26 protein-coding genes are annotated in these 25,132 nt (G+C 68.2%); 14 read left to right on the forward strand and 12 right to left on the reverse strand.

Annotated features, from left to right (window positions below; genetic code table 11):
* The first annotated feature begins 90 nt into the window (after window positions 1–90).
* From LT972_RS04835 to LT972_RS04845, 3 genes are all read left to right on the forward strand, one after another.
* Window positions 91–1,239: an XdhC family protein gene (locus tag LT972_RS04835; protein WP_232572067.1), complete on the forward strand. Its 1,149-nt coding sequence runs from the start codon at window positions 91–93 to the stop codon at window positions 1,237–1,239.
* Window positions 1,240–1,349: 110 nt separating this feature from the next.
* A complete protein-coding gene (locus LT972_RS04840) occupies window positions 1,350–1,901 on the forward strand; it encodes a (2Fe-2S)-binding protein (protein WP_232572068.1) in 552 nt (183 codons plus the stop codon).
* A complete protein-coding gene (locus tag LT972_RS04845; protein ID WP_232572069.1) occupies window positions 1,901–4,360 on the forward strand; it encodes a xanthine dehydrogenase family protein molybdopterin-binding subunit in 2,460 nt (819 codons plus the stop codon). Before LT972_RS04840 ends, LT972_RS04845 begins: the two co-directional genes overlap by 1 nt.
* Before the next feature lie 103 nt (window positions 4,361–4,463).
* On the opposite strand, the gene LT972_RS04850 is transcribed toward LT972_RS04845, so the two are convergent.
* From LT972_RS04850 to LT972_RS04860, 3 genes are all read right to left on the reverse strand, one after another.
* On the reverse strand, window positions 4,464–4,967 hold the full coding sequence (locus LT972_RS04850) for a CoxG family protein (protein WP_232572070.1): 504 nt from the start codon (window positions 4,965–4,967) through the stop codon (window positions 4,464–4,466).
* Window positions 4,960–5,853, reverse strand: coding sequence for an FAD binding domain-containing protein (locus LT972_RS04855; protein WP_232572071.1), 894 nt, complete (start codon window positions 5,851–5,853; stop codon window positions 4,960–4,962). The genes LT972_RS04850 and LT972_RS04855 overlap by 8 nt, the downstream gene beginning before the upstream one ends.
* Window positions 5,854–6,051: 198 nt before the next feature.
* The gene (locus LT972_RS04860; protein WP_232572072.1) at window positions 6,052–7,986 is read right to left on the reverse strand and encodes a CocE/NonD family hydrolase; all 1,935 of its coding nucleotides are present in this window, start codon (window positions 7,984–7,986) and stop codon (window positions 6,052–6,054) included.
* A 175-nt stretch (window positions 7,987–8,161) separates the two neighbouring features.
* Between LT972_RS04860 and LT972_RS04865 the strand changes: the two genes are divergently transcribed.
* A complete protein-coding gene (locus tag LT972_RS04865; protein ID WP_390226276.1) occupies window positions 8,162–9,739 on the forward strand; it encodes a uracil-xanthine permease family protein in 1,578 nt (525 codons plus the stop codon).
* 51 nt (window positions 9,740–9,790) lie between these two features.
* On the forward strand, window positions 9,791–10,201 hold the full coding sequence (locus LT972_RS04870) for a hypothetical protein (RefSeq protein WP_232572073.1): 411 nt from the start codon (window positions 9,791–9,793) through the stop codon (window positions 10,199–10,201).
* A 1-nt stretch (window position 10,202) separates the two neighbouring features.
* Here the strand turns inward: LT972_RS04870 and LT972_RS04875 are convergent, their stop codons facing one another.
* Window positions 10,203–10,511, reverse strand: a complete 309-nt coding sequence (locus tag LT972_RS04875; RefSeq protein WP_232572074.1) for a PhlB family protein — start codon at window positions 10,509–10,511, stop codon at window positions 10,203–10,205.
* Complete coding sequence (locus tag LT972_RS04880) at window positions 10,508–11,647, reverse strand: thiolase family protein (RefSeq protein WP_232572075.1); 1,140 nt, start codon at window positions 11,645–11,647, stop codon at window positions 10,508–10,510. The genes LT972_RS04875 and LT972_RS04880 overlap by 4 nt, the downstream gene beginning before the upstream one ends.
* A gap of 91 nt (window positions 11,648–11,738) precedes the next feature.
* Here LT972_RS04880 and LT972_RS04885 point away from each other — a divergent pair, with 91 nt between their 5' ends.
* Entirely contained in the window at window positions 11,739–13,169 is a 1,431-nt protein-coding gene (locus LT972_RS04885) for a dihydroorotase (RefSeq protein ID WP_232572076.1), read from the forward strand.
* A 230-nt stretch (window positions 13,170–13,399) separates the two neighbouring features.
* Here LT972_RS04885 and LT972_RS04890 read toward each other — a convergent pair whose 3' ends face one another.
* The 3 genes from LT972_RS04890 to LT972_RS04900 form a co-directional block, all read right to left on the reverse strand.
* Entirely contained in the window at window positions 13,400–15,100 is a 1,701-nt protein-coding gene (locus tag LT972_RS04890) for a methyl-accepting chemotaxis protein (protein WP_232572077.1), read from the reverse strand.
* A gap of 242 nt (window positions 15,101–15,342) precedes the next feature.
* Window positions 15,343–15,612, reverse strand: a complete 270-nt coding sequence (locus LT972_RS04895) for a hypothetical protein (RefSeq protein WP_232572078.1) — start codon at window positions 15,610–15,612, stop codon at window positions 15,343–15,345.
* On the reverse strand, window positions 15,605–17,404 hold the full coding sequence (locus LT972_RS04900; RefSeq protein ID WP_232572079.1) for a DEAD/DEAH box helicase: 1,800 nt from the start codon (window positions 17,402–17,404) through the stop codon (window positions 15,605–15,607). Before LT972_RS04900 ends, LT972_RS04895 begins: the two co-directional genes overlap by 8 nt.
* Before the next feature lie 83 nt (window positions 17,405–17,487).
* Here LT972_RS04900 and LT972_RS04905 point away from each other — a divergent pair, with 83 nt between their 5' ends.
* A complete protein-coding gene (locus tag LT972_RS04905) occupies window positions 17,488–17,631 on the forward strand; it encodes a hypothetical protein (RefSeq protein ID WP_232572080.1) in 144 nt (47 codons plus the stop codon).
* Here LT972_RS04905 and msrB read toward each other — a convergent pair whose 3' ends face one another.
* A complete protein-coding gene (gene msrB / locus LT972_RS04910; protein ID WP_232572081.1) occupies window positions 17,632–18,027 on the reverse strand; it encodes a peptide-methionine (R)-S-oxide reductase MsrB in 396 nt (131 codons plus the stop codon). It lies immediately after the preceding gene.
* A 29-nt stretch (window positions 18,028–18,056) separates the two neighbouring features.
* Window positions 18,057–18,692 carry an alpha/beta hydrolase gene (locus tag LT972_RS04915; RefSeq protein ID WP_232572082.1) on the reverse strand — a complete coding sequence of 212 codons (636 nt, stop codon included), beginning with the start codon at window positions 18,690–18,692 and terminating at the stop codon, window positions 18,057–18,059.
* 190 nt (window positions 18,693–18,882) lie between these two features.
* On the opposite strand from LT972_RS04915, the gene LT972_RS04920 reads away from it, so the two are divergent.
* The 3 genes from LT972_RS04920 (at window position 18,883) to LT972_RS04930 (ending at window position 20,319) form a co-directional block, all read left to right on the forward strand.
* Window positions 18,883–19,254, forward strand: a complete 372-nt coding sequence (locus tag LT972_RS04920; RefSeq protein WP_232572083.1) for a winged helix-turn-helix transcriptional regulator — start codon at window positions 18,883–18,885, stop codon at window positions 19,252–19,254.
* 165 nt (window positions 19,255–19,419) lie between these two features.
* Window positions 19,420–19,806 carry a DUF5820 family protein gene (locus tag LT972_RS04925; RefSeq protein WP_232572084.1) on the forward strand — a complete coding sequence of 129 codons (387 nt, stop codon included), beginning with the start codon at window positions 19,420–19,422 and terminating at the stop codon, window positions 19,804–19,806.
* A gap of 66 nt (window positions 19,807–19,872) precedes the next feature.
* Window positions 19,873–20,319: a UPF0179 family protein gene (locus tag LT972_RS04930; protein WP_232572085.1), complete on the forward strand. Its 447-nt coding sequence runs from the start codon at window positions 19,873–19,875 to the stop codon at window positions 20,317–20,319.
* Here the strand turns inward: LT972_RS04930 and LT972_RS04935 are convergent.
* Both LT972_RS04935 and LT972_RS04940 read right to left on the reverse strand, forming a co-directional pair.
* Window positions 20,262–21,098: a M14 family metallopeptidase gene (locus tag LT972_RS04935; protein ID WP_232572086.1), complete on the reverse strand. Its 837-nt coding sequence runs from the start codon at window positions 21,096–21,098 to the stop codon at window positions 20,262–20,264. The genes LT972_RS04930 and LT972_RS04935 overlap by 58 nt on opposite strands.
* 80 nt (window positions 21,099–21,178) lie before the next feature.
* Complete coding sequence (locus tag LT972_RS04940) at window positions 21,179–22,015, reverse strand: response regulator (RefSeq protein ID WP_232572087.1); 837 nt, start codon at window positions 22,013–22,015, stop codon at window positions 21,179–21,181.
* Between the two features lie 159 nt (window positions 22,016–22,174).
* On the opposite strand from LT972_RS04940, the gene LT972_RS04945 reads away from it, so the two are divergent.
* From LT972_RS04945 to LT972_RS04960, 4 genes are all read left to right on the forward strand, one after another.
* Complete coding sequence (locus LT972_RS04945; RefSeq protein ID WP_232572088.1) at window positions 22,175–22,657, forward strand: DUF309 domain-containing protein; 483 nt, start codon at window positions 22,175–22,177, stop codon at window positions 22,655–22,657.
* Window positions 22,658–22,699: 42 nt separating this feature from the next.
* A complete protein-coding gene (locus LT972_RS04950; RefSeq protein ID WP_232572089.1) occupies window positions 22,700–23,116 on the forward strand; it encodes a DUF5684 domain-containing protein in 417 nt (138 codons plus the stop codon).
* A gap of 62 nt (window positions 23,117–23,178) precedes the next feature.
* On the forward strand, window positions 23,179–24,324 hold the full coding sequence (dgoD, locus tag LT972_RS04955; RefSeq protein ID WP_232572090.1) for a galactonate dehydratase: 1,146 nt from the start codon (window positions 23,179–23,181) through the stop codon (window positions 24,322–24,324).
* Window positions 24,318–25,100, forward strand: coding sequence for an SDR family NAD(P)-dependent oxidoreductase (locus LT972_RS04960; protein WP_390226275.1), 783 nt, complete (start codon window positions 24,318–24,320; stop codon window positions 25,098–25,100). Before dgoD ends, LT972_RS04960 begins: the two co-directional genes overlap by 7 nt.
* Window positions 25,101–25,132 lie beyond the last annotated feature (32 nt).

Genomic DNA, 25,132 nt, shown 5'->3' on the forward strand with positions numbered 1-25,132 from the left:
CCACGTCAATAAATCGGACGCAACCGCGAGTGGTTACGTCGCGCCGGATTCGTGGACACGCCTAAGTGCGCACGGGAGAAAGTCACTCGCATGGACCGCGACGACCCGTGGAGCGTGACCGACCGCGACCTCCACGACCGCCTCGCCGCACTCCGGGACGCGGACGCCACCGCCGCCGTCGCCACCGTCGTCGACGTGGAAGGCTCGGCGTACCGCCGCCCCGGCGCGAAACTGGTCGCTCCGGGCGACGACGACGCGCTCGGCGCCATCACTGCCGGCTGTCTGGAGGGCCCGGTCGCCAGTCTCGCCGCCGACGCCCGCGAGTCGGGGACGGCCGCCGTCGAGACGTTCGACCTGATGGACGGCGACGAGTGGGGACTCGGCCTCGGCTGCAACGGCGTCATCGACGTGCTCGTGGAACCGCTCGACGACTCCTTCGACCCACTACTCGCGGCGCTCGACGACGGCGAGTCCGCCGCCGTCCTCACCGCGATTGCGAGCGACGACCCGGACGTCCCGCTGGGCGCGCGCACCGTCGTCACCGCTGACGGCGAGGACGCCGGCGACGACCGCTCTGGACTCCCGGACGGCGCGCTCGCCGACCTCCGGGACGCCGCCGCGGAAGCCCGCGAGTCCGGGACGAGCGGCGTCGTCACCGTCGAGCGCGCGGCGGGCGACCTGCGCGTGTTCGTGGACGGCGTCGAACCGACGCCCGACCTCGTGTTGTTCGGCTCCCAGAACGACGTGCATCCGGTCGCGCGCGTCGGCGCGGACGCCGGCTTCCGCGTCACCGTGGCGTCGGCCCGCGGGGCGCGCGCCGACACCGACCAGTTCCCGAACGCGCACCGCGTCGTCGGCACCCACCCCACCGAAATCGGGGACGCCCTCGACCGGCCGTCGCGAGCGCACGTCGTCCTGATGAGCCACAACCTCGTGGACGACCAGCTCGCGCTCGAACACCTGCTCACCGAGACCGACGTGCCCTACGTCGGTCTGATGGGTCCCCGGGAGCGCTTCGAGGAACTGCGGGAGGCGCTCGCCGACGACGGCGTGACGCTGACGCCGGACCAACTCGACCGCGTGTCGACGCCGGTGGGGTTGGACCTCGGGGACGGCAGTCCGACGGGCATCGCGTTGAGCATCGTCTCGGAGGCGCTCGCCGTCGCGAACGACGCCGAGGGCGGGCGGCTCCGCGACCAGTCCGGGCCGATTCATCCGCGCACCGACCCGACGCCGTAGCCGGGACGCGGCGTTACCGTCCGACTACCGGCAATCCGTTCGCCGTCAGCGCCTCGGGCGGCCGATTTCAACGAAACAATAATGAACAGTCACGACATTTGGTGTCGTACATGAGCAGTGAGAGCAGTTCACAGAGTCTCGACCGTCCCACCGAGGACGTCACCCTCTCGGTGAACGGCGAGACAGTCTCCGCGACGGTCGAGCCGCGACTGAAACTCTCGGACTTCCTCAGACAGGAGTGTGGCCAACGCGGCGTCCGCGTGGGCTGCGAGCACGGCGTCTGTGGCGCCTGTACCGTCCTCGTCGACGGGAAGGCGACCAAGAGCTGTCTCACCTACGCGGTACAGGTAGACGACGCCGAGGTGACCACCGTCGAGGGGCTCTCGGACGGCGGCGACCTCCACCCGATCCAGGAGGCGTTCCACCAGGAGCACGCCCTCCAGTGTGGCTTCTGCACGAGCGGGTTCGTGATGGCGACCAAGGAACTCCTCGACCGCGAACCGGACCCCGACCAGGAGCAAATCGAGGAGGGGCTCGCGGACAACATCTGTCGCTGCACCGGCTACGTGAACATCTACTCGGCCGTCGACCGCGCGGCCGAGGAACTCGCCGAGGTCCCGAGCGACGACCTGACCGACCGCACCGCGGGAGGTGACGACTGATGTCCGAGGCAGACCAGCGACCCAGCGCCCGCGAGGAGACCGAGAGCGAGCGCGAGTCGTTCGTCGGGTCCGGCCTCGAACGCGTCGAGGACCGCCGCATCCTCACCGGGGAGGCCGAGTACATCCACGACGTCGCGCCCGAGAACGCCGCCCACCTCGCGTTCGTGCGCAGCGTCCACCCCCACGCCACCATCGAGAACGTGAACACGGCGCGGGCCGAGGACCACCCGGACTGCCTGCTCGTCCTCACCGGCGAGGACCTCCAGGAGGACTACTACCCGATGCCGTGTGGCCTCAACGCGTTCGAGGAGTGGTCTCTCGCCACCGACAAGGCGCGGTACGTCGGCGAACCCATCGCCGCCGTGGTCGCCACCGACCGGTACGCCGCCGAGGACATCGTCGACCGCATCGACGTCGACTACGACCAGCACGAACCGGTCGTGGACGCGCTCGAAGCCCGCGAGGACGAGACGGTCATCCACGAGGACGTCGGGACGAACGTCCCGGACGGCGAGACGATGGAGTTCGGAGACGTGGACGGCGCCTTCGCAGACGCCGACAACGTCATCGAGCGCGAGTACTCGTGGGGCCGCATCTCCGGTGTCCCCCTCGAAACCGCGGGCGTCGTCGCGGAGTACGACCCCGACAGGGACTCCTTCGACATCGACTGCAACATCCAACTGCACACGCTCGTCGACGACACCGTCTACGAGACGCTGGGCTACCCGCCGGAGAAGGTGAACCTCGAAGTGCCGGCCGACGTGGGCGGGAGTTTCGGCACGAAAATCGCCATCCACCGGTACTGCGCGGTGGCGTCGATGGCGTCCCAGCAACTCGACGGGAAGCCCGTGCAGTTCGTCGAGGACCGCGTCGAGAACCTCCAGGGCGGCGACATGCACTCCTCGGACCGCGAGTACCGCGTGCGCCTCGCGTACGACGACGACGGCACCATCCGTGGCCTCGACACGTGGTTCGTGGACGACTTCGGCGCGTTCCCCCGGTACCCCGTGAATCAGGCGCTCAAACCCCTCTCGGTGGTGACGAACGCCTACGACATCCCGGCGGTGAAGTACGACTACGAACTCGTCATGACGAACAAGACGAGCCAGACCGCGTACCGCGGATTCGGCGTGCCGGCACACCTCCACGCCCTGGAGATGGCCGTCGACGAGGCCGCCGGCGAACTCGGACTGGAACGCGAGGAACTCCGCCGCCGGAATCTCGTCCAGCCCGACCAGATGCCCCACAAGATTCCGACGCACAACATCTACGACTCCGGCGACCTGCCGGCGGCCCTCGACCGCATCGAGGAAATCGTCGAGGAGCGCGAGCGCTGCGAGGGCGGCCTGCTCGACCCCGAGGTCGTGGAAGCGAAACGCGAGGAGGGGAAGTACCGGGGCGTGAGTTGCACCGTCCACATCGAACCCGGCGTCTCCGGGTCCGACTGGACCGACCGCCAGCGCACCGAGGACGAAGCCCTCGAACAGCGCGAGCGCGACGAGGTGGCGGAACTCCCCGAGCACTTCCGCGTGTCCCTGGAGCGCGACGGCACCGTGCAGGCGTACCTCGCGACGGACACCTCGGGGCAGGGCCACCAGACACTCGTCACGCAACTGCTCGCTGACGGCCTCGAAGTGCTGCCGAGCGACATCGAGGTCGGCTACCTCGACAGCGTCACCGCGCCCACCGAGTACGGCACCGCGGCGTCCCGGATGGCCGTGATGCTCTCGGGCGCGACCGAGGGCGCGGCCGAGGAGTTCCGGAACAACTGCCGCCAACTCGCCGCCGAGGAGGCCTTCGGCTCCGCGCTGGCGGACATCGTCTACCGGGACGGCGGCGTGGAGTGCCAGCAGTCCGGCGAGCGCCTCGAACTCGCTGACCTCGCGGAACTCGACACCGGCCGGAACCAGCGTCTGACGCAGGTCGCGTACGACTACCAGCACCCCGCCACCGAAATCGAGGAGTTCGACGAGGCGCTCACGTCGAAGTTCCCCGTCTACCCGACGGCCGCGTTCGCGGCGAACGCGCCCATCGTCGAGGTGGACACGAAGACCGGCGAGGTCGACGTACTGAAATTCTACTCGCTGCGGGACTGTGGCACCCGGCTCAATCCGACCATCGTGGACGGGCAGGCCCACGGCGGCATCGCGCAGGGCCTCGGCGCGGCGCTCATGGAGGAGTTCCAGTACGACGACGAGGGCCAACCGCAGGCCATCACGATGTTCGACTACCTGCTCCCGTCGACGAAGAACATGCCGCCCGTGGAACTGGAGCACTCCGAGACGCCGTCGCCGTTCACGGAGACCGGCGCGAAGGGCACCGGCGAGGGCGGGATGATTGACGGGCCGGTCGCGCTCGCCTCGTCCATCAACGACGCCTTAGAGGAGTACGACTTCGTGACCGACCAGATTCCGATGACGCCCCACCGCGTCCGCAACCGCATCCGGGACGCCGAGTAGCCGACCTCGGACCCCGAACACCGACTGCGTTCGACTGGTAGACGCCGGGATTCAGGCCGGTCGCGACTGACGCCGGCAGACTGGAACGGAAAACGAGGCCGCGTTAATCTTCGAGGCTCGCGGTCGCCTCGGGCTTCGCACTGATTTTGGACTCTGCGGGAACGCCCTCGTCCGCGAGTTCCTCGAGGTCGTCGAAGAAGTTGTTCACGAGGCGGTCGGCGACGCTCCCGAGCGCGCGCTGCCCGAGACTCGCGATGAGGCCGGAGACGTTCGCGTCGGCCTCCCACTCGGCGTGTGTCCCGCCGTCCTCGGTCTCGGTCAGCGTCATCTCCGCCACCGCCTCGAAGGAGTTCCGGGACGCGTCGCCGCCGGCCTCCATCACGAGGTGGTTCGGTTCGTCGGCCTCCACGACCGTCATGTCCACGTCGAACGTCGGTTTCACGCTGCCGACGCCGACCGCGATGGTCGCGGACAGTTCGGACTCGGACTCCTGTTCGATGTGGTCACAGCCCGGCGCGCACTGCGCCAGAATGTCGGGGTCGGTGAAGTACTTCCACAGTTCCTCGGGTGCGTGCTCGGACTCGAAGTCGCCTGAAAACTCAATCATTGATTGCTCTGGTGTGTGCCGTCCGCAGGGAACGGCGGGTGTATTCGCCGGCCAGTTCGACCTTCCACTCCTCGTCGGCGTGCATCTCGGGGGACGGGTCGGCGGCCTCGATGGCCGCCTCGGCCGCCTCGTCGAGTGCGTCCTCGCCGAGGGTCGTCCCCTCGACCGCGTCCTCGGCGTCGGGGACGTGGAGCGGGACGTCCGCGACGTTCGCGAGCGCGATTCGCGCCTCCTCGATTACCGGTTCGTCGGCGTCCGGGTCGTCCACGCGGACGGCGGTGCCCGCGCTCACGGTGGGGAACGTCTGGGCGGCGCGTTTGAGTTCCTCGAACGCCATCCCGGTGCGTTCGACCGGGAACGGCTCCCGGTCCACCGTGACGCCGGTGATGATTTCCTCCGGGCCGAGGTCCGTGAACATGTACGCGATGAAGAACTCGCGCGCGGCGACCGTGCGCTCGTCGTCGGTGGACTCGACGCGGAGGTCGGCGTCCAGCGCGACGAGCGCGGCGGGGTAGTTCCCCGCGGGGTCGGCTTCCGCGATGCTCCCGCCGAGCGTCCCGCGGTTGCGGACGCTCGGTCCCGCAATCTGCTCGGCGGCCTCGGGGAGCATCGGCATCACGTCGCGGAGGTCGTCGGCGAACTCGAGGTCGCGGTGGGTCGTCATCGCGCCCACGTCGATTTCGTCGTCGCGAATCTCGTACCCCGACAGTTCCTCGACGCGGTTCAGGTCGACGAGGTGGTCGGGGGTGGCGAGCCGGTTCGCCATGATGATGCCGAGGCTCTGGTTGCCCGCGAGCAGTTCGGCGTCGTGGCCGAGGTCCGCGAGCAGCGTCGTCGCTTCGGCGACCGAATCCGGTCGGTGGTACTCGAAGGCCGCCGGTTTCATCGGTGGCCTCCGGTGTGGGGGGCGAGTCTACCGTCTGGGGGGAAGCGGTGCCTGCACATGTGTCTCACGTGAATCCGGTAACCCGGTCGGACGATTATGAAGTACGCGGGAGACCGCTATTAAGCGTTTTGCTAACCCGTCTCACGATAACGAGACTCGAAGCGCAGTCGCAGTCGAGAAAGCGAAGGAAGAGACCGGTCAGTTCCGCGGCTGAATCGGGAGTTCGACGTGCGTCGGGTGCGTCTCGGAGTGGTGGACGGTGTTCTCCGCGACCCGGGACTCGTCGTCGGTGTAGAGGTCGCCGCCCGTGTTCGGGTTCACGTCGAAGCGCGGCCAGTTCGACGACGAGATGTCGAGGCGGATGCGGTGGCCGGCCTCGAAGACGTTCGCGGTGTCGTAGGGCTCCATGTAGAACTCGTACACCTCGCCGGGTTCCACGAGGTCGGGTTCGTCGCGGTAGCCGCGGAAGCGCGCGCGACAGATGGAGTCCGAGATGTTCAGGTCGTAGCCGTCCGGGTAGTCCTCGCTCTCGGGGTACTCGTCGATCAGTTTCGCGGTGAAGTCCGTGTCCGGGCCGTCCGTCTCGCCGAACACGCGAACCCGGATGGGGCCCGCGATTTCGACGGCCTCTTCGAGGGGCGGCGTGCGGTAGACGAGCACGTCGTCGCGCTGGCTGAGCGGACCGTAGGGCGCGCTCGCGCCGTAGGTGTCCTCGTCGGTGCGCTGGTCGTAGCCGCCCCGGCCCGCGAAGTCCACGATGTTCCGGTCGCCGAGCGGGTACGCCTCGACGGACTCCTCGCGTTGCTCGTAGGTGAGATACGACGAGGTGTTCCCGCCGATGGTCGGCACGGGGTTCTCGGGGTCGAAGTCGTAGGAGGTGGACGACTCGCTGGCGGTCGGCTTCTCGGTGGAGAGCGTGCCGTCGCCGTGCGCGTAGAACTTCGTCATCTCGGTGCCCTCGGGCGGCCAGTCCTCGGCAGTCCGCCACTCGCCGCCGTGGAACAGATTCCCGTCCTCGGTCTGGTGGCCGTCCCCCGTGCCCATCATGAAGTACTCGACCGGCGGCTGGTCGCTCCAGGCGTTCTCCTCGCCGCGGAGGTAGTAATCGAAGAAGCGCTTGCGCGTCTCCCGGTACTTCCGGGTGGCGTCCTCGCCGAACGCGAGGTCGCCGGCGGTCGGGTGTTCCCACGTCAGCGGCGGGAACAGGAGTTGCTCGCTGTGGTCGTGGCCGCCCGGGAGGCGCGCGAGGTGCGTCCACGGCCCCATCAGCATGTAGTGGTCGCTCTCTTTGGCCTCGCTCAGGCCGACGTAGTTGTCCGCCGTCGCACCCGTATAGGAGTCGTACCAGCCCCCGGAGTAGACGGTCGGCACGTCCGCGCTATCGTCGTAGTAGCGCTCGAAGTTGAAGCCCGGGTTCTGCCAGATGTCGTCGCTCGCCGACGCCTTCGTCATGATGTCGAACGCCCACTCCTCGTAGCCCGGGAGTTCCGCGAGCGCCGACTCGCCGCGCTGAATCGGGCCGTCCTCGAACACCTCGCGCACGTCCACGTCCGCGAACGTCTGCTGGACGTCCGGGTCTCGGAGCGCCTCGTGGGAGAATCCGGCGCCGAGCGTGAGCGCCCACGACAGCCAGCGCTGCTCGAAGGCGCCGTTGTGTCGGAACGTCTTCTTCCGGCCGTTTGCGGCACCCATGTTCACGAACATCCCCGCGAGGCCGTCGGGGTCCTGCGTCGCGAGCGCGTTCTGCACCCACGCGCCGTAACTCGTGCCGAGGGTCGCGACCTGCCCGTCGCAGTAGTCGCGCTCGGCGAGCCACTCGACGGTGTCGGCGCCGTCCTCGGCCTCGTGCTTGTGGATGTAGAAGTCGCCCTCGCTGTCGAAGCGCCCGCGGACGTCCTGAATCGCGATGACGTAGCCCCGGGAGGCGTACCACTCGCCGTGGCGGAGGCGGCCGCCGGTGCGGTCGTAGGGCGTCCGGTCGAGGATGACCGGTCGCGGCTCGTCGATGGGTTCGTTGGTGTCGGGGTCTGCCGGTCGATAGATGTCCGTCGCCAGTCGCGTTCCGTCCCGCGTCGGGACCATGACGCGCAGGTCGGCGTGGACACTGTACGGCTGGTCGCTGTCGCTTGCCATACGCTCACGACCGAGACCAGTCGCAAATACGTTTCCCCGCCACCCCAGTTTGTGACAGTTCTCGGACCGTACGTGGCGGCAGATTTATAATGGATGTTTGTAGAGAAAGGTACGTACCCGGTTTGGCAGTCAGACACACGCAACGGACTGCCACACCAGGACGGAGGATTACCACATGACAGCGGACGACGACGGCAACGACGAGGCGCACAGTTCGGGTGACCCCGAGATGGTAACAGACGGTGGCAGCGAGGCCAGCATGGTGGAGTACGGCATCGAGGACAAGCCACCACTCCTCGAATCCATTCTCCTCGGCACCCAACACTGGCTCACGATGGTCGGGTCGACCATCGCCATCCCGCTCGTGCTCGCGGGCTTCCTCGGCTTCGACGGCGCACAGACCGCCCAACTCGTCGGGACGTTCTTCGTCGTCTCCGGCGTCGCCACGCTCGCCCAGACCACCATCGGGAACAAGTACCCCATCGTACAGGGCGGGACGTTCTCGATGCTCGGCCCCGCAATCGCCATCATCACCGTGATGGGGGGCGCAGACGGCGGCGCGAGTTCCACAGTGATGATGCGAGAACTGCAGGGCGCAATCATCGTCGCCGGTGCCGTCGAGGTACTCATCGGGTATCTCGGCCTGTTCGGTCGACTCAAGCGCTACATCGGCCCGCTCGTCATCGCCGTGGTCATCTCGCTCATCGGCCTCGCACTCGTCGGCGTCGGCCAGATCACGAGCCCGTCGCAGAACTGGTACCTCGCGGGACTGACCCTCGGCCTCATCGTCCTGTTCTCGCAGTACCTCGACGACTACTCGCGGTACTTCCAACTGTTCCCGGTGTTGCTCGGCCTCGGGTCCGCGTACCTGCTCGCGCTCGGGCTGTCCGTGGCCGGCGTCGTCGACATCGTCAGCCTCAGCGCGGTCAGCGAAGCGCCGGCGGTTCGCGACATCACGCCGTTCCAGTGGGGGACGCCGCTGTTCACGGGCTCCTTCGCAGTCGGCATGGGTGCCGGGATGCTCGCGTCCGCCATCGAGAGTTTCGGCGACTATCACTCCGTCGCCCGAATGGCGGGCGAGGGCGCGCCGAACAAGCAGCGCATCAACCACGGCCTCGGCATGGAAGGCCTCGGCAACATGTTCGCCGGCATCATGGGCACCGGTAACGGCTCCACGTCGTACACCGAGAACGTCGGCGCCATCGGCATCACCGGCGTCGCGTCCCGATACGTCGTCCAGATCGGCGCCATCGTGATGATTCTCGTCGGCTACGTCGGCTACTTCGGCGCGTTCGTCACGACGATTCCGAACGCCATCGTCGGCGGCCTGTTCCTCGCGATGTTCGCCCAAATTGTCGGCGTCGGCCTCAGCCAACTCCAACACGTCGACCTGAACCAGAACCGGAACGTCTTCGTGCTCGGGTTCGGCCTGTTCGCCGGCCTGTCGATTCCGCAGTACTTCGGCGGGCTGCCGAACGGCGCGCTCGAAGCCGGCTTCTCGAACGTGCCCGTGCTCGGTAGCGTCCTCGGCATCCCCGAGGTCGCGACCGCCATCGGCATCATCGGCGGCACCGAAATCGCGGTCGGCGGCATCGCCGCGTTCATCCTCGACAACACCATCCCCGGCAGCCACGAGGAGCGTGGCCTCCAGGCCTGGGAGGACATCACCGAGGACGAGGACGCCTTCGAACCGTACCACGAGCGGTTCATGCCCGGCGGCGAATCCGCCAACGAGGACCTCGCGGACGACTGACCCCGCACTCCTCGTCGCAACGTAAAAGACCACCCACCGTTTTCTCCGAGTATGAGCGAGCGAGACGAGAGCGTCGGACACGTCGAAATCACGCGCATGTCGCTCCGCGGCGGCGGCTGGATCGGGTACTCCGAGGACAGCGTGTTCGTCGACGAAGGCGACGACGAACGCGTGAAGATACACAACGAGGCCGTCCAGCGAATCGGCATCCGGATGCTGTCCTGGGACGTGGCCGTGATGAGCGTGCTGTTGGTCGGCATCGGCGCGTACGTCGCGTGGACGCGGAACCCCCTCGTCGGTGCCGGGTTCGCTGCCCTCGGCGCGTTCAGCCTCTATCGCACGTACAGCAAGCGCTACGCGCTCGTCGTCCACGTGGAGAACCGTCCGAAACCGATTGCCGTCCACCCCGAACACCCCAAGGAGTGCATGCAGACGCTCGCCGACCGCCTCGGACTGGAGTGAGTCAGACGCCTTCGAGTCGCGGCCCGCGCTCGCCGTCTCGCAGTTCGTAGTCGCCCGCCAGCACCACCGCGTCGCCCGCAGTCAGTTCCTCGTCGGCGACCTGTGCCGTCACCTGCACGTCCCCGAACCGCGCGATGGCGAGGTGGTTCGGTTCGCGGACGCCCGGCGGCGTCACTCGGGAGACGGTCGTCGCGACGACGACGCCCTCGCCGACTTCGACGCTTGCGAAGTCGGTTCCGCCACAGGACGGGCAGCGCGCGCGGTCGTACGCCCACGCCTCGCCGCACGTCCCGCACTGAGTCGCGGTCATTCTGCGACCTCCAGCAGGGAGCAGACCGCGTTGTTCCCGAAGCCCGCGACGTTCACCGCGAGACCGGTCTCGCAGTCCACCTGTCGGCCGTCGGCGTCGCCGCGCAACTGCCAGACGAGTTCGACCAGTTGGGAGACGCCGGTGCCACCCAATGGGTGGCCGCGGGCCTTCAGGCCGCCGCCCGGATTCACCGGGAGCGCGCCGTCGAGGGCCGTCTCGCCGTCCATCGTCGCTTCCCACGCCTCGCCCGCGTCGTAGAAGCCGAGTTCTTCGAGTTCGAGCAGTTCCAGCACGGTGAACGCGTCGTGGATGCACGCCACGTCCACGTCGTCCCGGCCGCGCTCGGCCGCCTCGAACGCTCGCTCGCCGGCCTCGCGGACGCTCGCGATGTCCAGCGGGTCGGCGCGCTCCGCGACGGCGTGCGTGCCCACGGCGCTCTCGCACGCCCGCACCGACACCGCGCCGCCGCCGTTGGTGAGGACGAGCGCGGCCGCGCCGTCTGTCGTCGGACAGCAGTCGTAGAGCCGCAGCGGGTCGGCGACGAGCGGCGAGTCGAGCGCGTCCGCGACCGAGATTCGCTTCTGGAACTGCGCGTAGTCGTTTCGCGCGCCGTTCGCGTGGTTCTTCACCGCGACCTCGGCGAGCGCCTCGCGGGGCGCGTCGTGGCGCCGCAGGTAGGCGTCCGCGGCGAGCCCGCCGAACGACGGGAGCGTGACGCCGTGCGCGTACTCCTCGGCGTGAACGATGCTGCCGATGACGCCGGTGGCGGTCTCCGTGCTCGCGCTCGACATCTTCTCGCCGCCGACGACGAGCGCGGTGTCCGCGGCGCCCGATGCGACGGCCTGTACGCCGCGCTGGAACGCGCTCGCGCCGCTCGCGCTCGTGTTCTCCACGCGGTCGGCCTGCGCGCCGTGCGCGCCGACGCTGGCGGCGAGCGCGTTGTGGAGGCCCGACACCTCCTCGAAGGCTTCCGCGGCCATGTTTCCGACGTGAACGGCGTCGACGGCGCTCCCGTCGACGCCCGCGTCGTCCAACGCGCGGGTCGCCGCGCGCTCCAACAGGGTTCTGACGTCGGCGTCGGCGTCGCCCGAGAACGGGGTCATGCCGGCGCCGGCGATACGCACGTCTGCTTGCATTGGGGCTGACACCTCCAGTTCGTGAGGGGGTGACGTATAGGTTGGGTCGCGGATGCACAGAGTTAAGTGCGGTTGCGAATTTCTCTCACACATGGGTAGCGAGCCAGCAGACCTGAGAGTCGTCAATGCGCGCGTCGTCACCCCGTCCGGCACCATCGACGGTGGCGTGGCGTCTCGCGACGGCAAAATCCTGAAAGTCGGCACCGAACCGAACCTCCCGGACGCGGAGCGAACCATCGACGCCGAGGGGAACTACCTCATCCCCGGCTTCATCGACCCGCACGTTCACTGGGGGCTGAGCCGGTACGAATTCGACTACCACGAAGGACTCGAACACGACTTCGAGACGGAGACGCGGGGCGCGGTCCACGGCGGGGTCACCACGGTCGTGAACTTCCTGCTCCAGCCCGACCCCTACCTGCCGGATATGGACTTCTTCAAGCGCGCCGGTGAGGAGAACTCCTTCATCGACTTCGCGTACCACGCCATCGTCCACCAGGACCACCACGTCGAGGAAATCGAGGGACTCGCCGAGGAAGGCATCCGGTCGTACAAGATTTTCTTCAACTGGTACAAGCACGCCAGCCCCGAACTCGGCATCGACCACTCCGACGCCGGTCGCACGTACAAGGTGTTGGACAAGGTCTCGGAGATCAACGACGGCGTCGTGATGTTCCACGCGGAGAACGAGGACCTCGCCATCGAGCGCCGGCGGGAACTCCAGGAGGAGGGCCGCAACGACCTGCTCGCGTGGAGCGAGGCGTCCCCGAACGTCGCCGAGGCGATGCCCATCGAGCAGATTGCCCGCATGACCGAGTACACCGACTCGCGGTCGTACATCGTCCACATGAGTACGGGCGAGGGTGTCGACATCTGCGAGAAGTACCAGGAGCAGGGCGTGAACATCCACGCCGAGACGCTGCCGGCGTTCCTCTGTCACACGAAACACGACGAGGAACTCGGCACGTGGGGCAAGATTAGCCCGCCGCTGCGCGGCGAGGAGTCGAAGAAGCGCCTCTGGGAGGGCCTGCGCAACGGCACCGTCGACTACATGGGCACCGACCACTGCCCGCACAAGATCGAGTTCAAGGAGAAGGACACCGGGAAGCACGGCGACATCTGGGACGCCATCCCCGGCGACAACAACGGCATCGAGTACTTCCTGCCCGTGATGATGAGCGAGGGCGTGAACAAGAACCGCATCTCGATGGAGCGCCTCGTCGAAATCTGTGCGGAGAACAACGCCAAGCGCTGGGGGCTCTACCCCCGGAAGGGCGCGCTCGCCGAGGGCTCGGACGCCGACATGGTCATCGTGGACCTCGACAAGAGCAAGGTCGTGGACGACGACTTCTACCACACGATGGAACCCCGGTACTCGACGTTCCACGGCCAGGAACTCACCGGCCTCCCGACGCACACCATCGTCGGCGGCGAGGTCGTCGTGGAGGACGACGAACTGCAGGTCGACGCTGGCGGCCGCGACTACCTGCCCCGCGGCGAGAACGGCGTCCCACGCGAGTAGCACGAGCGTGGGGGCCCGGCAGACGAACTGTGTTCGTCTGCCGGCGTTCCGCGGGAGTAAAGCGACCGTGGAGCACGAAGGACGCACCGCGTCTCTCGCCGTTCCACGGGAGTAAAGCGACCGCCGCACAGGGCGTAACCGACCGAACGACCCCCGTTTTTCGAGTGTTCGAGCCGACGGAGCGACGGCTGACGAGTCGGTTACTGCGGAGAAGTGGGTGACCGCGTTCGTCAGTTCTCTGCTTCGTCGAGGGTGGCCGCCTCGTCCTCGTGGAGGCGGAAGTCGTCGAGGCTGTCGGCCATCTCGTCGGCGATGTCGTCCACGTCCCCGGAGCGCTCCGCGACGTTCGAGACGGACTCGCGTTGCTCCTCGACGCCCGCGGCGACCTGCTGCATGCGTCCGCTCACGTCGCGACTGGAGTCCGCGACCTCCTCGACGAGTTGGTGGACGGTCTCGGCGCTCTGGGCCTGGTCCTCGGTGGCCTCCGTAATCTCGCCGAGGCCGTGGTTCGTCTCCGAGATGGCGTCCTCGATTTCCTCGATGCGGTCGACGACGTCTTCGACGGCGGCCGCGCCCTGTTCGACCTCCTCGTTGCTGTCAGCGATGGCGTCCGCGGTGGTGTCGATGCCGTCCTTGAGGTCGTCGACGATGCCCGAGATTTCCGCGACGGCTTCCTTGGACTCCTCGGCGAGTTCCTTCACCTCGTCTGCGACGACCTTGAAACCGCTGCCGTCGCCGCCCGCGCGCGCCGCCTCGATGTTCGCGTTGAGCGCGAGGAGGCTCGTCTGGTCGGCGATTTCGTCGATCATCTCCGTCATCTCGTTGATGGTGTCCATGCGCGCTTCGAGTGACTGGACGACCTCCCTGTTGCGCTCGGACGCCGCCATCGCGCGCTCCATGCGCTCGATGGCGTCCTCGGCGTCCTCGGCGCCCTCGCTCGCGAGGCTGTTCGCGTCCTCCGCGAGCCGGTCTATCTGCTGGGCGGTCGCCGCAATCTCCTCGACGGTCGCGGAGAGTTCCGAGACGTTCGCCTCGGCGCGCTCGGTGCGCTCGGTCTGCTCCTCGGCGACCTCGGAGACGCGCTCGCTGGAGTGCTCGATTTCGCCGATGGCGGCGTTTGCCTCGCGGCTCGCCTCGCTGAGGGTCTCGGCGATGGCTTCGAGTTGCTGGGCGTGGTCGCGGGCCTCGGCGAGCGCCGACCGCGTGTTCCGCACCGCGTAGTCGAGGTCCGACGCCATCTCGTCGAACTCGCGGTAGACGTTCCGGATGGCGTCGAAGTCCGCGTCGGGCTCTCGGACGTCCGGCTGAACGGTGTAGTCGCCGGTGGAGAGCGCTTCGAGGCTGGTCTTGAGTTCCTCGATGACCTCGCTCTGGTAGGCTTCGAGTTGCTCCTCGCGCTCGCGGAGTTCGACGCGCTCGCTGATGTCCTGGTTGATTTCGAGCGCGCCGACGACGTCGCCGTCCGCGCCGAAGAACGGCATGACGGTGCGGTTGACGGGGACTTCCTCGCCGTTCACGGAGACCGTGTCTTCGAGGTTGCGGACGCCTTCGCCGGTGTCGAGGACGCGGCGCATCACGGAGTTGTCGGCCTCGTCGTAGTCGAAGAGGCAGTCGCCGTACAGTTGGCCGGGTTCGCGGTCGAACAGTTCGCGGGCTTGTTCGTTGAGTTTGGTGAAGTGCCCGCCGTCGTCCACGACGAACACGGGGTAGCCCATGCCGGCGAGGAAACTCTCGACGACCGAACCGACCGTCGCGCGGTCGCGCCACGCGACTGGGTCGTGGCCGTCCTCGGTCTCCCACTGGCGCGGGTCGTTGCCGTCTCGGACGTACGAACGGGGTTCGTCGTTGGAGGGCTCGTCTTCGGTGGTGGCGCTGGCGCTGTCTGCTGACCCGGTGACGCCGGAAACGACGCTGGTCAGGAATTCGAACATGTGTCTGCGGTCACCCTAACTACTGAACGCCTCACGAAACACCTATTTAAATTGTCGGTGCCGGGTTTCAGAACTGATATCGCAGGCCCACACACCCACGATTCGTGACAGTGGGAGACAAATACGAGAAATTTTATATTGCGTATCTCGTCAGTAGGTGCGATACAGAATTCCGTTACGCTTCGATATAGTCACTTCCGCTCCGGTCGACTCTCGAACCTGTCCTTTGGCTGAAAGTCGACTTACGGCTCGTCCAACAGGGCCACACAGCACTCGCGCGCTCGCTCGACGTGGTCATCGGCCCGCCCGTCGCCGGTGCCGTCGACGTGCCCGAGCAACTCGCGCGCCTGCTCGACGCGCTGTCGCACCACCTCGTCGCTCGTGCCCGGTTTCAGGGCGTCCGCGACGACGGCCTCGGCCTCCCCGAGGTAGTGGCTCGCCGACCGTTCGACGGGCAGTTCGCCGGTCGCTGCGAGGTGGTCGTGGAGTTCCCGCAGGCGCTTATCAGACACGGTCGCTCCCCGACTCGGTGACGCGCACGCCCTTCGCCGACAGGTGGCGCATCCGACTGCGCGCGTCGTCTTCCTCCTCGGTGCCACGCGTCGCCAGCACGAACAACAGCGACTGGCCGCCCGGTCGCATCGTCCGCCCGGCGCGCTGGGCGCCCTGTCGCCGACTCCCGCCGAGTCCCGACGCGACGACTGCGAGTTCGGCGTCCGGCAGGTCGATGCCCTCGTCGCCGATGCGGGAGACCACGAGCGCGTCCAGCGCGCCCGTCCGGAACTGGTCGAACAGCGCCTCCCGGCGCGCGTGCCGCGTCTCCCCGTTCACGAACGGCGCGTCCAGGCGCTCGGCGAGGCGCTCGCCCTGTTCGAGGTAGTCCACGAACACGAGCGCCTGCTTGTCCGGATACTGGCCGAGGAGGTGTTCGGCCTCCGCGTCCTTCGCCGGGTTCTCCGCGGCGAGGCGGCGACGCGTGTGCCCGCTCTCGGCGGCGTACTCGTGGCGCGCGTCGTCGTCCGTCCACGGCACGTACCGAATCTCTACTTCGGGTTCGGCGACGTAGCCCGCGTCGAACAGCGCGTCCCAGTCCGTCCCGATGGGCCGCCCGACGAGCGTGTAGATGTCCATCTCCTTGTCGTCCTCGCGGACCGGCGTCGCCGTCAGCCCGAGGCGGTGTTTGCTCTGGAGGTCCGCCGAGCGCCGGAACACCTCCGATGGGATGTGATGCGCCTCGTCGTAGACGATGAGCCCCCACTTGCGGTCGTCGAAGACGTGCCGGTGGCGGTCCATCCCGGCGGTCTGGTAGGTCGCGATGGTGACCGGACGCACCTCCTTCGTGCCGCCGTGGTACTCGCCGATTTGCTCGCGGGTCAGCGACGTGTGCGCGAGCAGTTCGTCGCGCCACTGCGCCGCGAGTTCCCTGCTGGGCACCAACACCAGCGTCTCGCCGCCGACGGCTTCGAGGACGCCCATCGCCGCCACCGTCTTTCCGGAGCCCGGCGGCCCGACGAGCACGCCCGAACTCGCGTCCACGAACCGCTCGACCCAGTCTTGCTGGTACTCGCGCAAGTCGAGGTCGAGGTCCACGTCGAGCGGTTCGCCCGTGTCGAGGTCGCGGTCGTCCTGCACCGGGTAGCCCGCCTCGTACAGCGTGCGCTTGAGTTCCGCCACTTTCTCCTCGGCGACCCACGCTTCCGTGTCCGAGATGGGCGCGCGGAGAACGTCCTCGGCGAGTTTCTGCTCGGCGACGTTCCCGAGCAGGCTCTCCGATTTGGCTTCGAGGACGACGTAGCCGTCGTCGTGCGTGCGCAGCCGGAACCGGGTCGCGCGCGTCCACTGCTCCTCGACCCAGTCTTCGAGGCCGGGACACTCCCGCGGGAGTACGCGCCGCATCGCCGCGAGCAGGTCCTCCAGCGCGTCGAACGGCGCCGCCCACACGTCCTCCTCGCGAATCACGTACCGGTAACTCCCGGTCCGCGTGGTGTCCTCGAGGTGCGCGAACCGCGAGAGTTGCGCTCGCGTGAACTGCTCGGGCTGGTCGACGACGACTTCGCGGCGACCCGGGAACGGCACGACGCGCTCGCGGTCGGTGAGCTCCAGCCAGTCCCGCGGATACCACACCACCGGGTCGTTGTCCACGTCCGCGCGCGCCACGGCGCCGTCGTCGGCGAGCGCCGCGAGCGCGTCCGCGGCTTCGGCCTGCGTACAGCCGAGCACGCGGGCGACCTGTTCGGCCGTCGCGACGGGACGCCCCACGTCTTCGAGCGCGTCGTGGAACGCCTCCTGGGAGATGTCGGTCACTGGCGCTCCGTAGGGCGCGCTCGGGAAAACGGGTTACGCTCGCGGCGCGAACTATTTTGACGCTGGCCGACCCACGGACGCGTATGGCTACCGCGACCCGACTCCGGTGTCACGGCTGTGGACGCACCGCCGACCGAGACGACTGGGGCGAAGCCACGCACCCGTCGCTCGGGTCGATGACGCAGTGCCCGGACTGCGGGAGTACGAACGTCCAGACCGACCGCTAGTCACTCGTCGGCGTCGAAGTCGAGCGCGACCGAGTTGATGCAAAAGCGCTCGCCGGTCGGCTCCGGACCGTCCCCGAAGACGTGCCCGAGGTGACCGCCACAGGACGCGCAGACGACTTCCGTGCGCTGCATCCCGTGGCTGTCGTCGGGCCGGCGCTCCACGGCGTCCTCGTCGACGGCGTCCCAGAAACTGGGCCACCCGCAGTGTGCGTCGTACTTCGTCTCGGAGTCGAACAGTTCGGCGCCACAGCCCGCACACCGATAGACGCCGTCGTCGTCCGCGTCGACGTACTCCCCCGAGTACGGGCGTTCGGTCTCGCCGCGCCGCAGGACGCGGAACTCCGCGTCGGTGAGCCGGTCCCGCCAGTTCTCGTCCCCCTCCGCTGACTCGTCCATGATAGCACTACACACTACTGCATCTAAGCCTATAAGTTGGCCACCATTTCTGCCGCGAACTCCAGTTCGTCCTCGTTGACGCCGTGGCCCATCCCCTCGTAGATGCGCTCGGTCACGTCCGCCCCCATCGACTCGAAGACGTCGCGGGTCTCGTGGACGCGGGATTCGGGGATGTGGGGGTCGCTGTCGCTACAGCCGAGGAACACCGGCGTCCCGTCGAGGGCGCCGTCGTACTCCCACGTCGTCCCCTCGGGGCCGTGGAGGCCGCCCGAGAACGCCACGAAGCCACCGTAGCGTCGGGGATTGCGCGCGACGAACTCGCTCCCGAGACACGCGCCCTGCGAGAACCCGAGGAGGAGCACGCGCTCCGCGGGGACGTGTTCGGTCACGTCCGACACCACGTCGCCGACGAGTCCGAGCGCGGAACTGAACCACGGTTCGTTCTCGTCGGTCGGTTCGAGGAAGGAGTTCGGATACCACGTCGCGCGGGCGGCCTGGGGCGCGACGAACGCCGTGCCGTCGCTCGGCAGGTCGTCGGCGAACTGGAGCATTCCGAGCGCGCGAGCGCCCCGGCCGTGGAGCAACACCACGGCGCGCTCGGCATCTTCGAGCGCCGCGCCGCGGTGTTCGACCGGTTGGTCGGCGTGCGGGTCGGGTGAACTCACGGCGCCACCTCCGTCGGGGGCGTCGGTCCGGCGTCGAGTTCGGTTTGCATCGTGGGCAACGTACGGCCTCCCGACGTATACGTCTCCGCTAACCGACCAGTCACCGGGTGGCGTCGGCGTCACTGTGGTTCCGTCGTGTTACCTGATGCGTCCCGGAACCACTATGAGTGGGGGGCGCCTACCGGCGGACATGACAGGCGACGACGCGGACCGGTACAGCGAGGAGGCGTGTCACGTCATCGACTCGCTGGAGCAGATCGGCTCCCAGTGGCGGCTCATCGTCCTCCACGACCTGCAGGACGGCGAGAAGCGGTTCAACGAACTCAAGCGCTCGACGGACGCGAGTTCGCGTACGCTCTCCCGCGTGCTCGACGACCTCCAGGAGATGGATTTCGTCCACCGACGGCTCGAGGAGGAGTCGCCGGTGGCGACGTACTACTCGCTGACCGCGAAGGGCGAGTCGCTGTTCCCGGTCTTCGAGGCCATCGAGTGCTGGGCCGACGAGTGGCTCGCCGACGACGAGGACGGCGTCGAGGCGGTCGGGTCGCTCGCCGACTCCTGACCACCACTGCGGAGTGAAAGTGGAGCGGGGCGCGTCACCGCGATATCTGCCCGAAATGAGGTTCTTCTCGGGCGCTGTCGCGGCAACTCCAATCCGGTGTTCGCGTTTCACTTTCACTCGTCGCGAACCGGCAAGCATTATTCCGCGCCTCGGAAACAGTCCGGTATGACCACGTTCGAGGACCTCCCGGACGGCTGGGAGGTCTGGAACGAGGACCCCTCCGGGTCCGCGATTCTCGTCTACCGCCCCGACGTCTTCGACAGCCAGAACTACCCCGCGCCCTGCCTCCCCACGCTCCACCTCACGCAGCGCCCGCCCGGCCAGCGCAAGCGCCGCGCCCGGTCGAACCCCGACGGCTGGTACGTCTCGCTCACGCTCGAACCCGAGGTTCGCGTCAAGGACGCCGACGAGGGGTTCGACACCCGGACCGCGGCCGTCGCGGGCGCCGTCGCGCTCGCCGAACGGTTCGCCGCCGGCGACGTGGACTACCGGGGCGCCTACCAGATTCCCCGCGAAGACTACCTCGACGAACTCGACTCGCTGACCGGGTGACGCAGGCGGCGCTCACTGGGTGACGCAGGCGGGAGGCTTAACCACGCGCGAATCGAACCCTCGCGTATGCCAATCACGCTCCTCGGCGCGCGCCTCGCCGAACCGGGGACGGAGTTCGTCTACCGCGGCGAGTCCTCGGATTGCGAGGGGTGTCCGTACCGGAAGCAGTGTCTCAATCTCACGGAGGGCGTGCGCTACGAAGTCACCGAGCGACGCGAAGGCGGGCAAGTGTTGGACTGTGCCGTCCACGACGACGGCGTCGTCGCCGTCAACGTCGAACCGGCGTCAGTGAAAGCGAACGTCGCGTCGAAGGGCGCGTACGCCGGTAGCAAGGGGAAACTCGCGGGGCCGTGTCCGCACACCGAGTGCCCGAGCCACGAGTTCTGTGAGCCCGCGGGCGCCGACTTCGACGCGGAGTACCAGATAGACGAGATTCTCGGCGACCCGCCCCACGACTACTGCGCGCTCGACCGCGACCTGACGCTCGTCGAGTTCTCGCCGTCCGAGGACTGAACCAACAGCCCGGTCCGGTCGCCCCGGTAGCCGAACTGGTCGGCGTAGCCGTACGGCGACAGCAACACCGGGTAGAACGACTCCTCTGCGACCAGTTCCTCGCCGTCGGCCGCCGCGAACGTCTGTCCCGCCTCGACGCGCTCGAAGTTCTCCACGAACACCTCGTACTCGTCGGCTGGCGGCTTCCGAATCGACGCGCCCATCTGGAACACCGGCACCTCTCGTTCGACCGTGTCGCCGGGAATCGCGTCCGTCGCTACGAGGAACTCGCGGGCGAGCCGGTAGGCGTTCTCGGCCGCCGTCTCCGTCCCCTGCAGGCCGGCTTCGACTTCGAGGATGTCGGCGTCGGCCGCGAACAGCCGCCCGTCGCCGAACTCCTGGGTGTCGACGAGCGCCGTCACCGGCAGATTCGGCACGACCTCCGGGACGGGGTCGTCGAGCCCGGACGCGATGGCGAACGGGTCGGCGTGGGACTGCGTCGAGTGAATCGACAGCACGGTACACCCCCGCACTTCGTCGGCGAGGTCACGCGCCAGTTCGCGCTCGTGGGCGTCCGCCGGCACGTCGTCGGTGAACGCGCGGTTCAGGTCGGCGTCCACGTACCGCTCGCCGGCGTCCATCGCGCGCTCGTTTGCGACCACGAGTTTCACCGGCCGCAGCAGTTCGCCGTCGTAGTCCAGGAGGCGTTCGACGGCGCGCACCCCGCACGGTTCGTCGCCGTGGACGCCGCCCACGACGACGAGTTCCGGGTCGCCGTCGCCCAACTGTGCAACTCGCATTGGCGGTCCGTAGACGGCGCGCGTTCAAAGGGGTTGGTGTTACGGAACGCGTCGCCAGCGTCCTGCAGGCGGCGGTCGCGTCACCCAATCGCCGCCGGTTCGGGCGACGTGTCGGGCACGCTCGCGAGGTCCATCACGAACCCTTCGAGGGCGACGACGTCGCCGCCCTCGAATCGCGGCGTCCCGCACTCCCAGACGCGTTTCAGCGCCCCGTCACCGGTCCGAATGCGGTACGTCACCTCGAAGGGGGCGCCCGCGCTCACGCGCTCGAACACCGCCTCCGTCACCGCCTCGGCGTCCGCGTCGACGATGAGCGCGTCGCCGAACGCCACGTCGCCGCGCTCGAAGTCGGTGGGCGCGTAGCCGGTGAGCGACTCGACCGCACCGCCGGCGAACGGCATCAGCCACGGCGGTTCGGGGCTGGCGCGGTACACCATCCCTGGGAGCGTGTCGACGAGCGTGTCGAGTTGCCGGCGTCGCCCTTCGAGCGCGCGGCCGCGTCGGGACTGCTGGACGACGTTCGCGATTCGGTTCGCGAGCAGTTCGTACTGTTCGGCGCCGCCCTTCTGGAGGTAGTCGGTGACGCCCGCGCTGATGGCGTCGCTGGCGACCTCCTCGCTCCCGCGGGACGTGAACAGCACGAACGGGAGGTCGGCGTCCCGCTCCCGGACGGCTTCGAGGAGTTCGATGCCGTCTCCCTCGGGCATGTCGTGGTCGCTGACGACGCAGTCGACGCGCTCGCGGTCGAGTCGGTCGAGCGCGTCGGCGGCGGTCTGTTCGGTGACCACCTCGAAGTCCTCGTCGAGGGTTTCGAGATAGGTCTCGGTCAACTCCACGAGCCGCGGGTCGTCGTCGACCGCGAGCACTCTCGTCTCGTCGGCCGTACCGACTGGGAAGTCGACGGCGACGTCGGCCAACCGCTGTCGACGGTCGGAGTCATTCGGTGACAATGTGTGAGCCTCACGCTGGGTCGCGCCCAGTTTTCCGGTAATCAGGGACGCAGCGCCTAAGTGTTTGATGGCGGGTCGCGCGCAATGAGCCGACGGGGTTACGTGCCACAAACGAGAACGAGGCGTATGGACGACCACACTCGCGACCCGAGCGTCGCGCCGCCGCTCGGAAACCCGGCGGGCTGGCTCGCAGACCGGCGAGTGTGGGAGCACGCGACGCTCCGCAGGGCGACCGAACACGGCGTCCGCCTCTACAACGACGGCGCGTACCACGAGTCACACGACTGCTTCGAGGACGAGTGGTACAACTACGGGAGCGGCACCACCGAGTCGGCGTTCCTCCACGGGATGGTGCAGGTGGCGGCGGGCGCGTACAAGCACTACGATTTCGAGAACGACGACGGGATGCGGAGCCTCTTCGAGACGGCGCTCCAGTACCTCGACGGCGTCCCCGGCGACTTCTACGGCGTGGACGTCGACGACGTGCGCGCGACGTTGCGCGCCGCGCTCTCGGACCCGAGCGTGCTGGACGGCTGGCGGATTCGCCTCGACGACGCGGAGACGACGGCCTATCCGGCGGACTACGAGTACGCCGAGGGCTTGGAGTAGCCGGGTCGAACTTTATCCGGGAGGACGGGAGCATCCCGGGGCGTGACACTCGAACCGACGCTGTTCGGCGAACTCGGAATCGCGCTCGCGGTGGGTACGGTGGTGTTCACGCTGGTCGCCGTCCCGGTGACGGTAGCCGGCGTCTGGAAGGCCTTCGAGAAGGCCGGGGAGCCGGGGTGGGCGGCGCTCGTGCCGTTCTACAACCTCTGGGTGCTGTGCCGAATCGGGCACTGCGCGACGTTCTGGTTCTGGCTGTCGTTCGTGCCCGTCCTGAACTGGTTCGCGCTCGCTCGCATCAACGTCGGGGTCGCCGACCAGTTCGTCGACCGGGGCGTCCCGTTCGGCCTCGCGATGCTGGTCGCGCCGTGGCTCTGCTGGCCGCTCCTCGGGTTCGCGGGCTTCGAGTACCGGGTCGGGTTCGACGCGCCGACGTGGGACGAGAGCGCGGACCCGGCGTGAACTCGGTTCCGAGTTACCCCGACCGGAACCACTAACGGGAGCGCCACCCCTCGTGAGAACGAATGCGAATCACCGACTACGAACTGTTCCACGCGCCGCCGCGGTGGCTGTTCCTCAAAGTCACCACGAGCGACGGGACGGTCGGCTGGGGCGAACCGGTCGTGGAGGGGCGCGCGCGAACGGTCGAGACCGCGGTCGAGGAGTTGTTCGACAACTACCTGCTGGGCGAGGACCCGACGCGCATCGAGGACCACTGGCAGGCGATGTACCGGGGCGGCTTCTACCGGGGCGGCCCGATTCTGATGTCCGCCATCGCGGGCGTCGACCAAGCCCTCTGGGACATCAAGGGCAAGCAGTTGGGTGCGCCGGTGTACGAACTGCTCGGCGGGCCGGCCCGGGACAGGGTGCGCGTCTACCAGTGGATTGGCGGCGACCGCCCGGACGACGTGGGCGACGCCGCGGCCGAGAAGGTCGACGCGGGGTTCACGGCGCTGAAGATGAACGCGACGCCGGAACTGGAGCGCGTGGACTCGCCGCGCGCCGTCGACGAGGCAGTCGAACGCCTCGCCGCGGTGCGGGAGGCCGTCGGCGACGACGTGGACATCGGCGTGGACTTCCACGGGCGCGTGTCGAAGCCGATGGCGAAGCGCCTCGTCGCGGCGCTCGAACCGTACGACCCCTTTTTCGTGGAGGAGCCGGTGCTGCCCGAGCACAACGACGCGCTCCCCGAAATCGCGGCGAAGACGACGACGCCCATCGCCACCGGAGAGCGAATGTTCTCCCGTTGGGACTTCAAGGAGGTGTTCGAGCAGGGGAGCGTGGACGTGATTCAGCCGGACCTCTCGCACGCCGGCGGCATCACCGAGGTGAACAAGATTGCGTCGATGGCCGAAGCCTACGACGTGGCGCTGGCGCCCCACTGCCCGCTCGGCCCCGTCGCGCTGGCGTCCTGCGTGCAGGTGGACGCCGCGGCGCCGAACGCGCTGATTCAGGAGCAGAGCCTCGACATCCACTACAACGAGAGCAGCGACGTACTGGATTACCTCGCCGACCCCTCCGTCTTCGAGTACGAGGACGGCTACGTGGACCTCCCAGAAGGACCGGGTCTCGGCATCGAGGTCGACGAGGCCGCGGTCCGGGACAGCGACGAGCCGGACTGGCACAACCCCGTGTGGCGACACGGCGACGGGAGCGTGGCGGAATGGTGAGCGCGCGTCGCTTCGAGGGCCAGACGGCACTCGTCACGGGGTCGACGCGGGGCATCGGTGCGGGCACCGCGCGCCGCCTCGCCGACGAGGGCGCGGACGTGGTAGTGACCGGTCGCACCGTCGAGGACGGCGAGGCGGTCGCCGCCGAGATAACCGAGGGGACGCCCGGAACGGCCGAGTTCGTGCGCGCCGACATGCGCGACCCGGACGACATCGCGGCGCTCGTGGAGGCGACCGTCGAGGAGTACGGTGGCCTCGACGTGCTCGTGAACAGCGCGGGCGTGCAGACGGAGACGGCGGCCGACGAGGCGACGATGGACGACTGGGACTTCGTGCTAGAGACGGACTTCCGGTCGTACTGGCTGACGACGAAACACGCCGTCGCGGCGATGGACGAGGGCGCCGTGGTGAACGTCTCGTCGAATCACGCGCGCCTGACGATGCCCGAGCACTTCCCGTACAACGCGGTGAAGGCCGGCATCGACGGGATGACGCGGGCGATGGCGCTGGACTTCGGGCCGTCGATTCGCGTGAACACCGTGAATCCGGGGTGGGTCGCCGTCGAGCGCACCACCGATGACATGGATGGAGAGTACCGCGAGCACCTCGAATCCATCCACCCCGTGGGACGACTCGGCGACCCCGAGGACGTGGCCGGAGCAGCGGCGTTCCTCGCGAGCGACGACGCGGCGTTCGTGACCGGCGCGTCGCTGCTCGTGGACGGCGGTCGCTCCGCGGTCATGCAGGACGACACGCTTCCGGACTACCGCGAGTAGTCCCCGCTCCTTTCGGTGCGCTTATCTGTAGT

This window comes from Halobacterium litoreum (assembly GCF_021233415.1).
Lineage (GTDB): Archaea > Halobacteriota > Halobacteria > Halobacteriales > Halobacteriaceae > Halobacterium > Halobacterium litoreum.

Bases quoted from the DNA above. Each gene is read 5' to 3' on its own strand.
- LT972_RS04835 (WP_232572067.1), top strand. From the start codon at position 91: ATGGACCGCGACGACCCGTGGAGCGTGACCGACCGCGACCTCCACGAC.
- LT972_RS04840 (WP_232572068.1), top strand. From the start codon at position 1,350: ATGAGCAGTGAGAGCAGTTCACAGAGTCTCGACCGTCCCACCGAGGAC.
- LT972_RS04845 (WP_232572069.1), top strand. From the start codon at position 1,901: ATGTCCGAGGCAGACCAGCGACCCAGCGCCCGCGAGGAGACCGAGAGC.
- LT972_RS04850 (WP_232572070.1), bottom strand. From the start codon at position 4,967: ATGATTGAGTTTTCAGGCGACTTCGAGTCCGAGCACGCACCCGAGGAA.
- LT972_RS04855 (WP_232572071.1), bottom strand. From the start codon at position 5,853: ATGAAACCGGCGGCCTTCGAGTACCACCGACCGGATTCGGTCGCCGAA.
- LT972_RS04860 (WP_232572072.1), bottom strand. From the start codon at position 7,986: ATGGCAAGCGACAGCGACCAGCCGTACAGTGTCCACGCCGACCTGCGC.
- LT972_RS04865 (WP_390226276.1), top strand. From the start codon at position 8,162: ATGACAGCGGACGACGACGGCAACGACGAGGCGCACAGTTCGGGTGAC.
- LT972_RS04870 (WP_232572073.1), top strand. From the start codon at position 9,791: ATGAGCGAGCGAGACGAGAGCGTCGGACACGTCGAAATCACGCGCATG.
- LT972_RS04875 (WP_232572074.1), bottom strand. From the start codon at position 10,511: ATGACCGCGACTCAGTGCGGGACGTGCGGCGAGGCGTGGGCGTACGAC.
- LT972_RS04880 (WP_232572075.1), bottom strand. From the start codon at position 11,647: ATGCAAGCAGACGTGCGTATCGCCGGCGCCGGCATGACCCCGTTCTCG.
- LT972_RS04885 (WP_232572076.1), top strand. From the start codon at position 11,739: ATGGGTAGCGAGCCAGCAGACCTGAGAGTCGTCAATGCGCGCGTCGTC.
- LT972_RS04890 (WP_232572077.1), bottom strand. From the start codon at position 15,100: ATGTTCGAATTCCTGACCAGCGTCGTTTCCGGCGTCACCGGGTCAGCA.
- LT972_RS04905 (WP_232572080.1), top strand. From the start codon at position 17,488: ATGGCTACCGCGACCCGACTCCGGTGTCACGGCTGTGGACGCACCGCC.
- msrB (WP_232572081.1), bottom strand. From the start codon at position 18,027: ATGGACGAGTCAGCGGAGGGGGACGAGAACTGGCGGGACCGGCTCACC.
- LT972_RS04920 (WP_232572083.1), top strand. From the start codon at position 18,883: ATGACAGGCGACGACGCGGACCGGTACAGCGAGGAGGCGTGTCACGTC.
- LT972_RS04925 (WP_232572084.1), top strand. From the start codon at position 19,420: ATGACCACGTTCGAGGACCTCCCGGACGGCTGGGAGGTCTGGAACGAG.
- LT972_RS04930 (WP_232572085.1), top strand. From the start codon at position 19,873: ATGCCAATCACGCTCCTCGGCGCGCGCCTCGCCGAACCGGGGACGGAG.
- LT972_RS04935 (WP_232572086.1), bottom strand. From the start codon at position 21,098: ATGCGAGTTGCACAGTTGGGCGACGGCGACCCGGAACTCGTCGTCGTG.
- LT972_RS04945 (WP_232572088.1), top strand. From the start codon at position 22,175: ATGGACGACCACACTCGCGACCCGAGCGTCGCGCCGCCGCTCGGAAAC.
- dgoD (WP_232572090.1), top strand. From the start codon at position 23,179: ATGCGAATCACCGACTACGAACTGTTCCACGCGCCGCCGCGGTGGCTG.
- LT972_RS04960 (WP_390226275.1), top strand. From the start codon at position 24,318: ATGGTGAGCGCGCGTCGCTTCGAGGGCCAGACGGCACTCGTCACGGGG.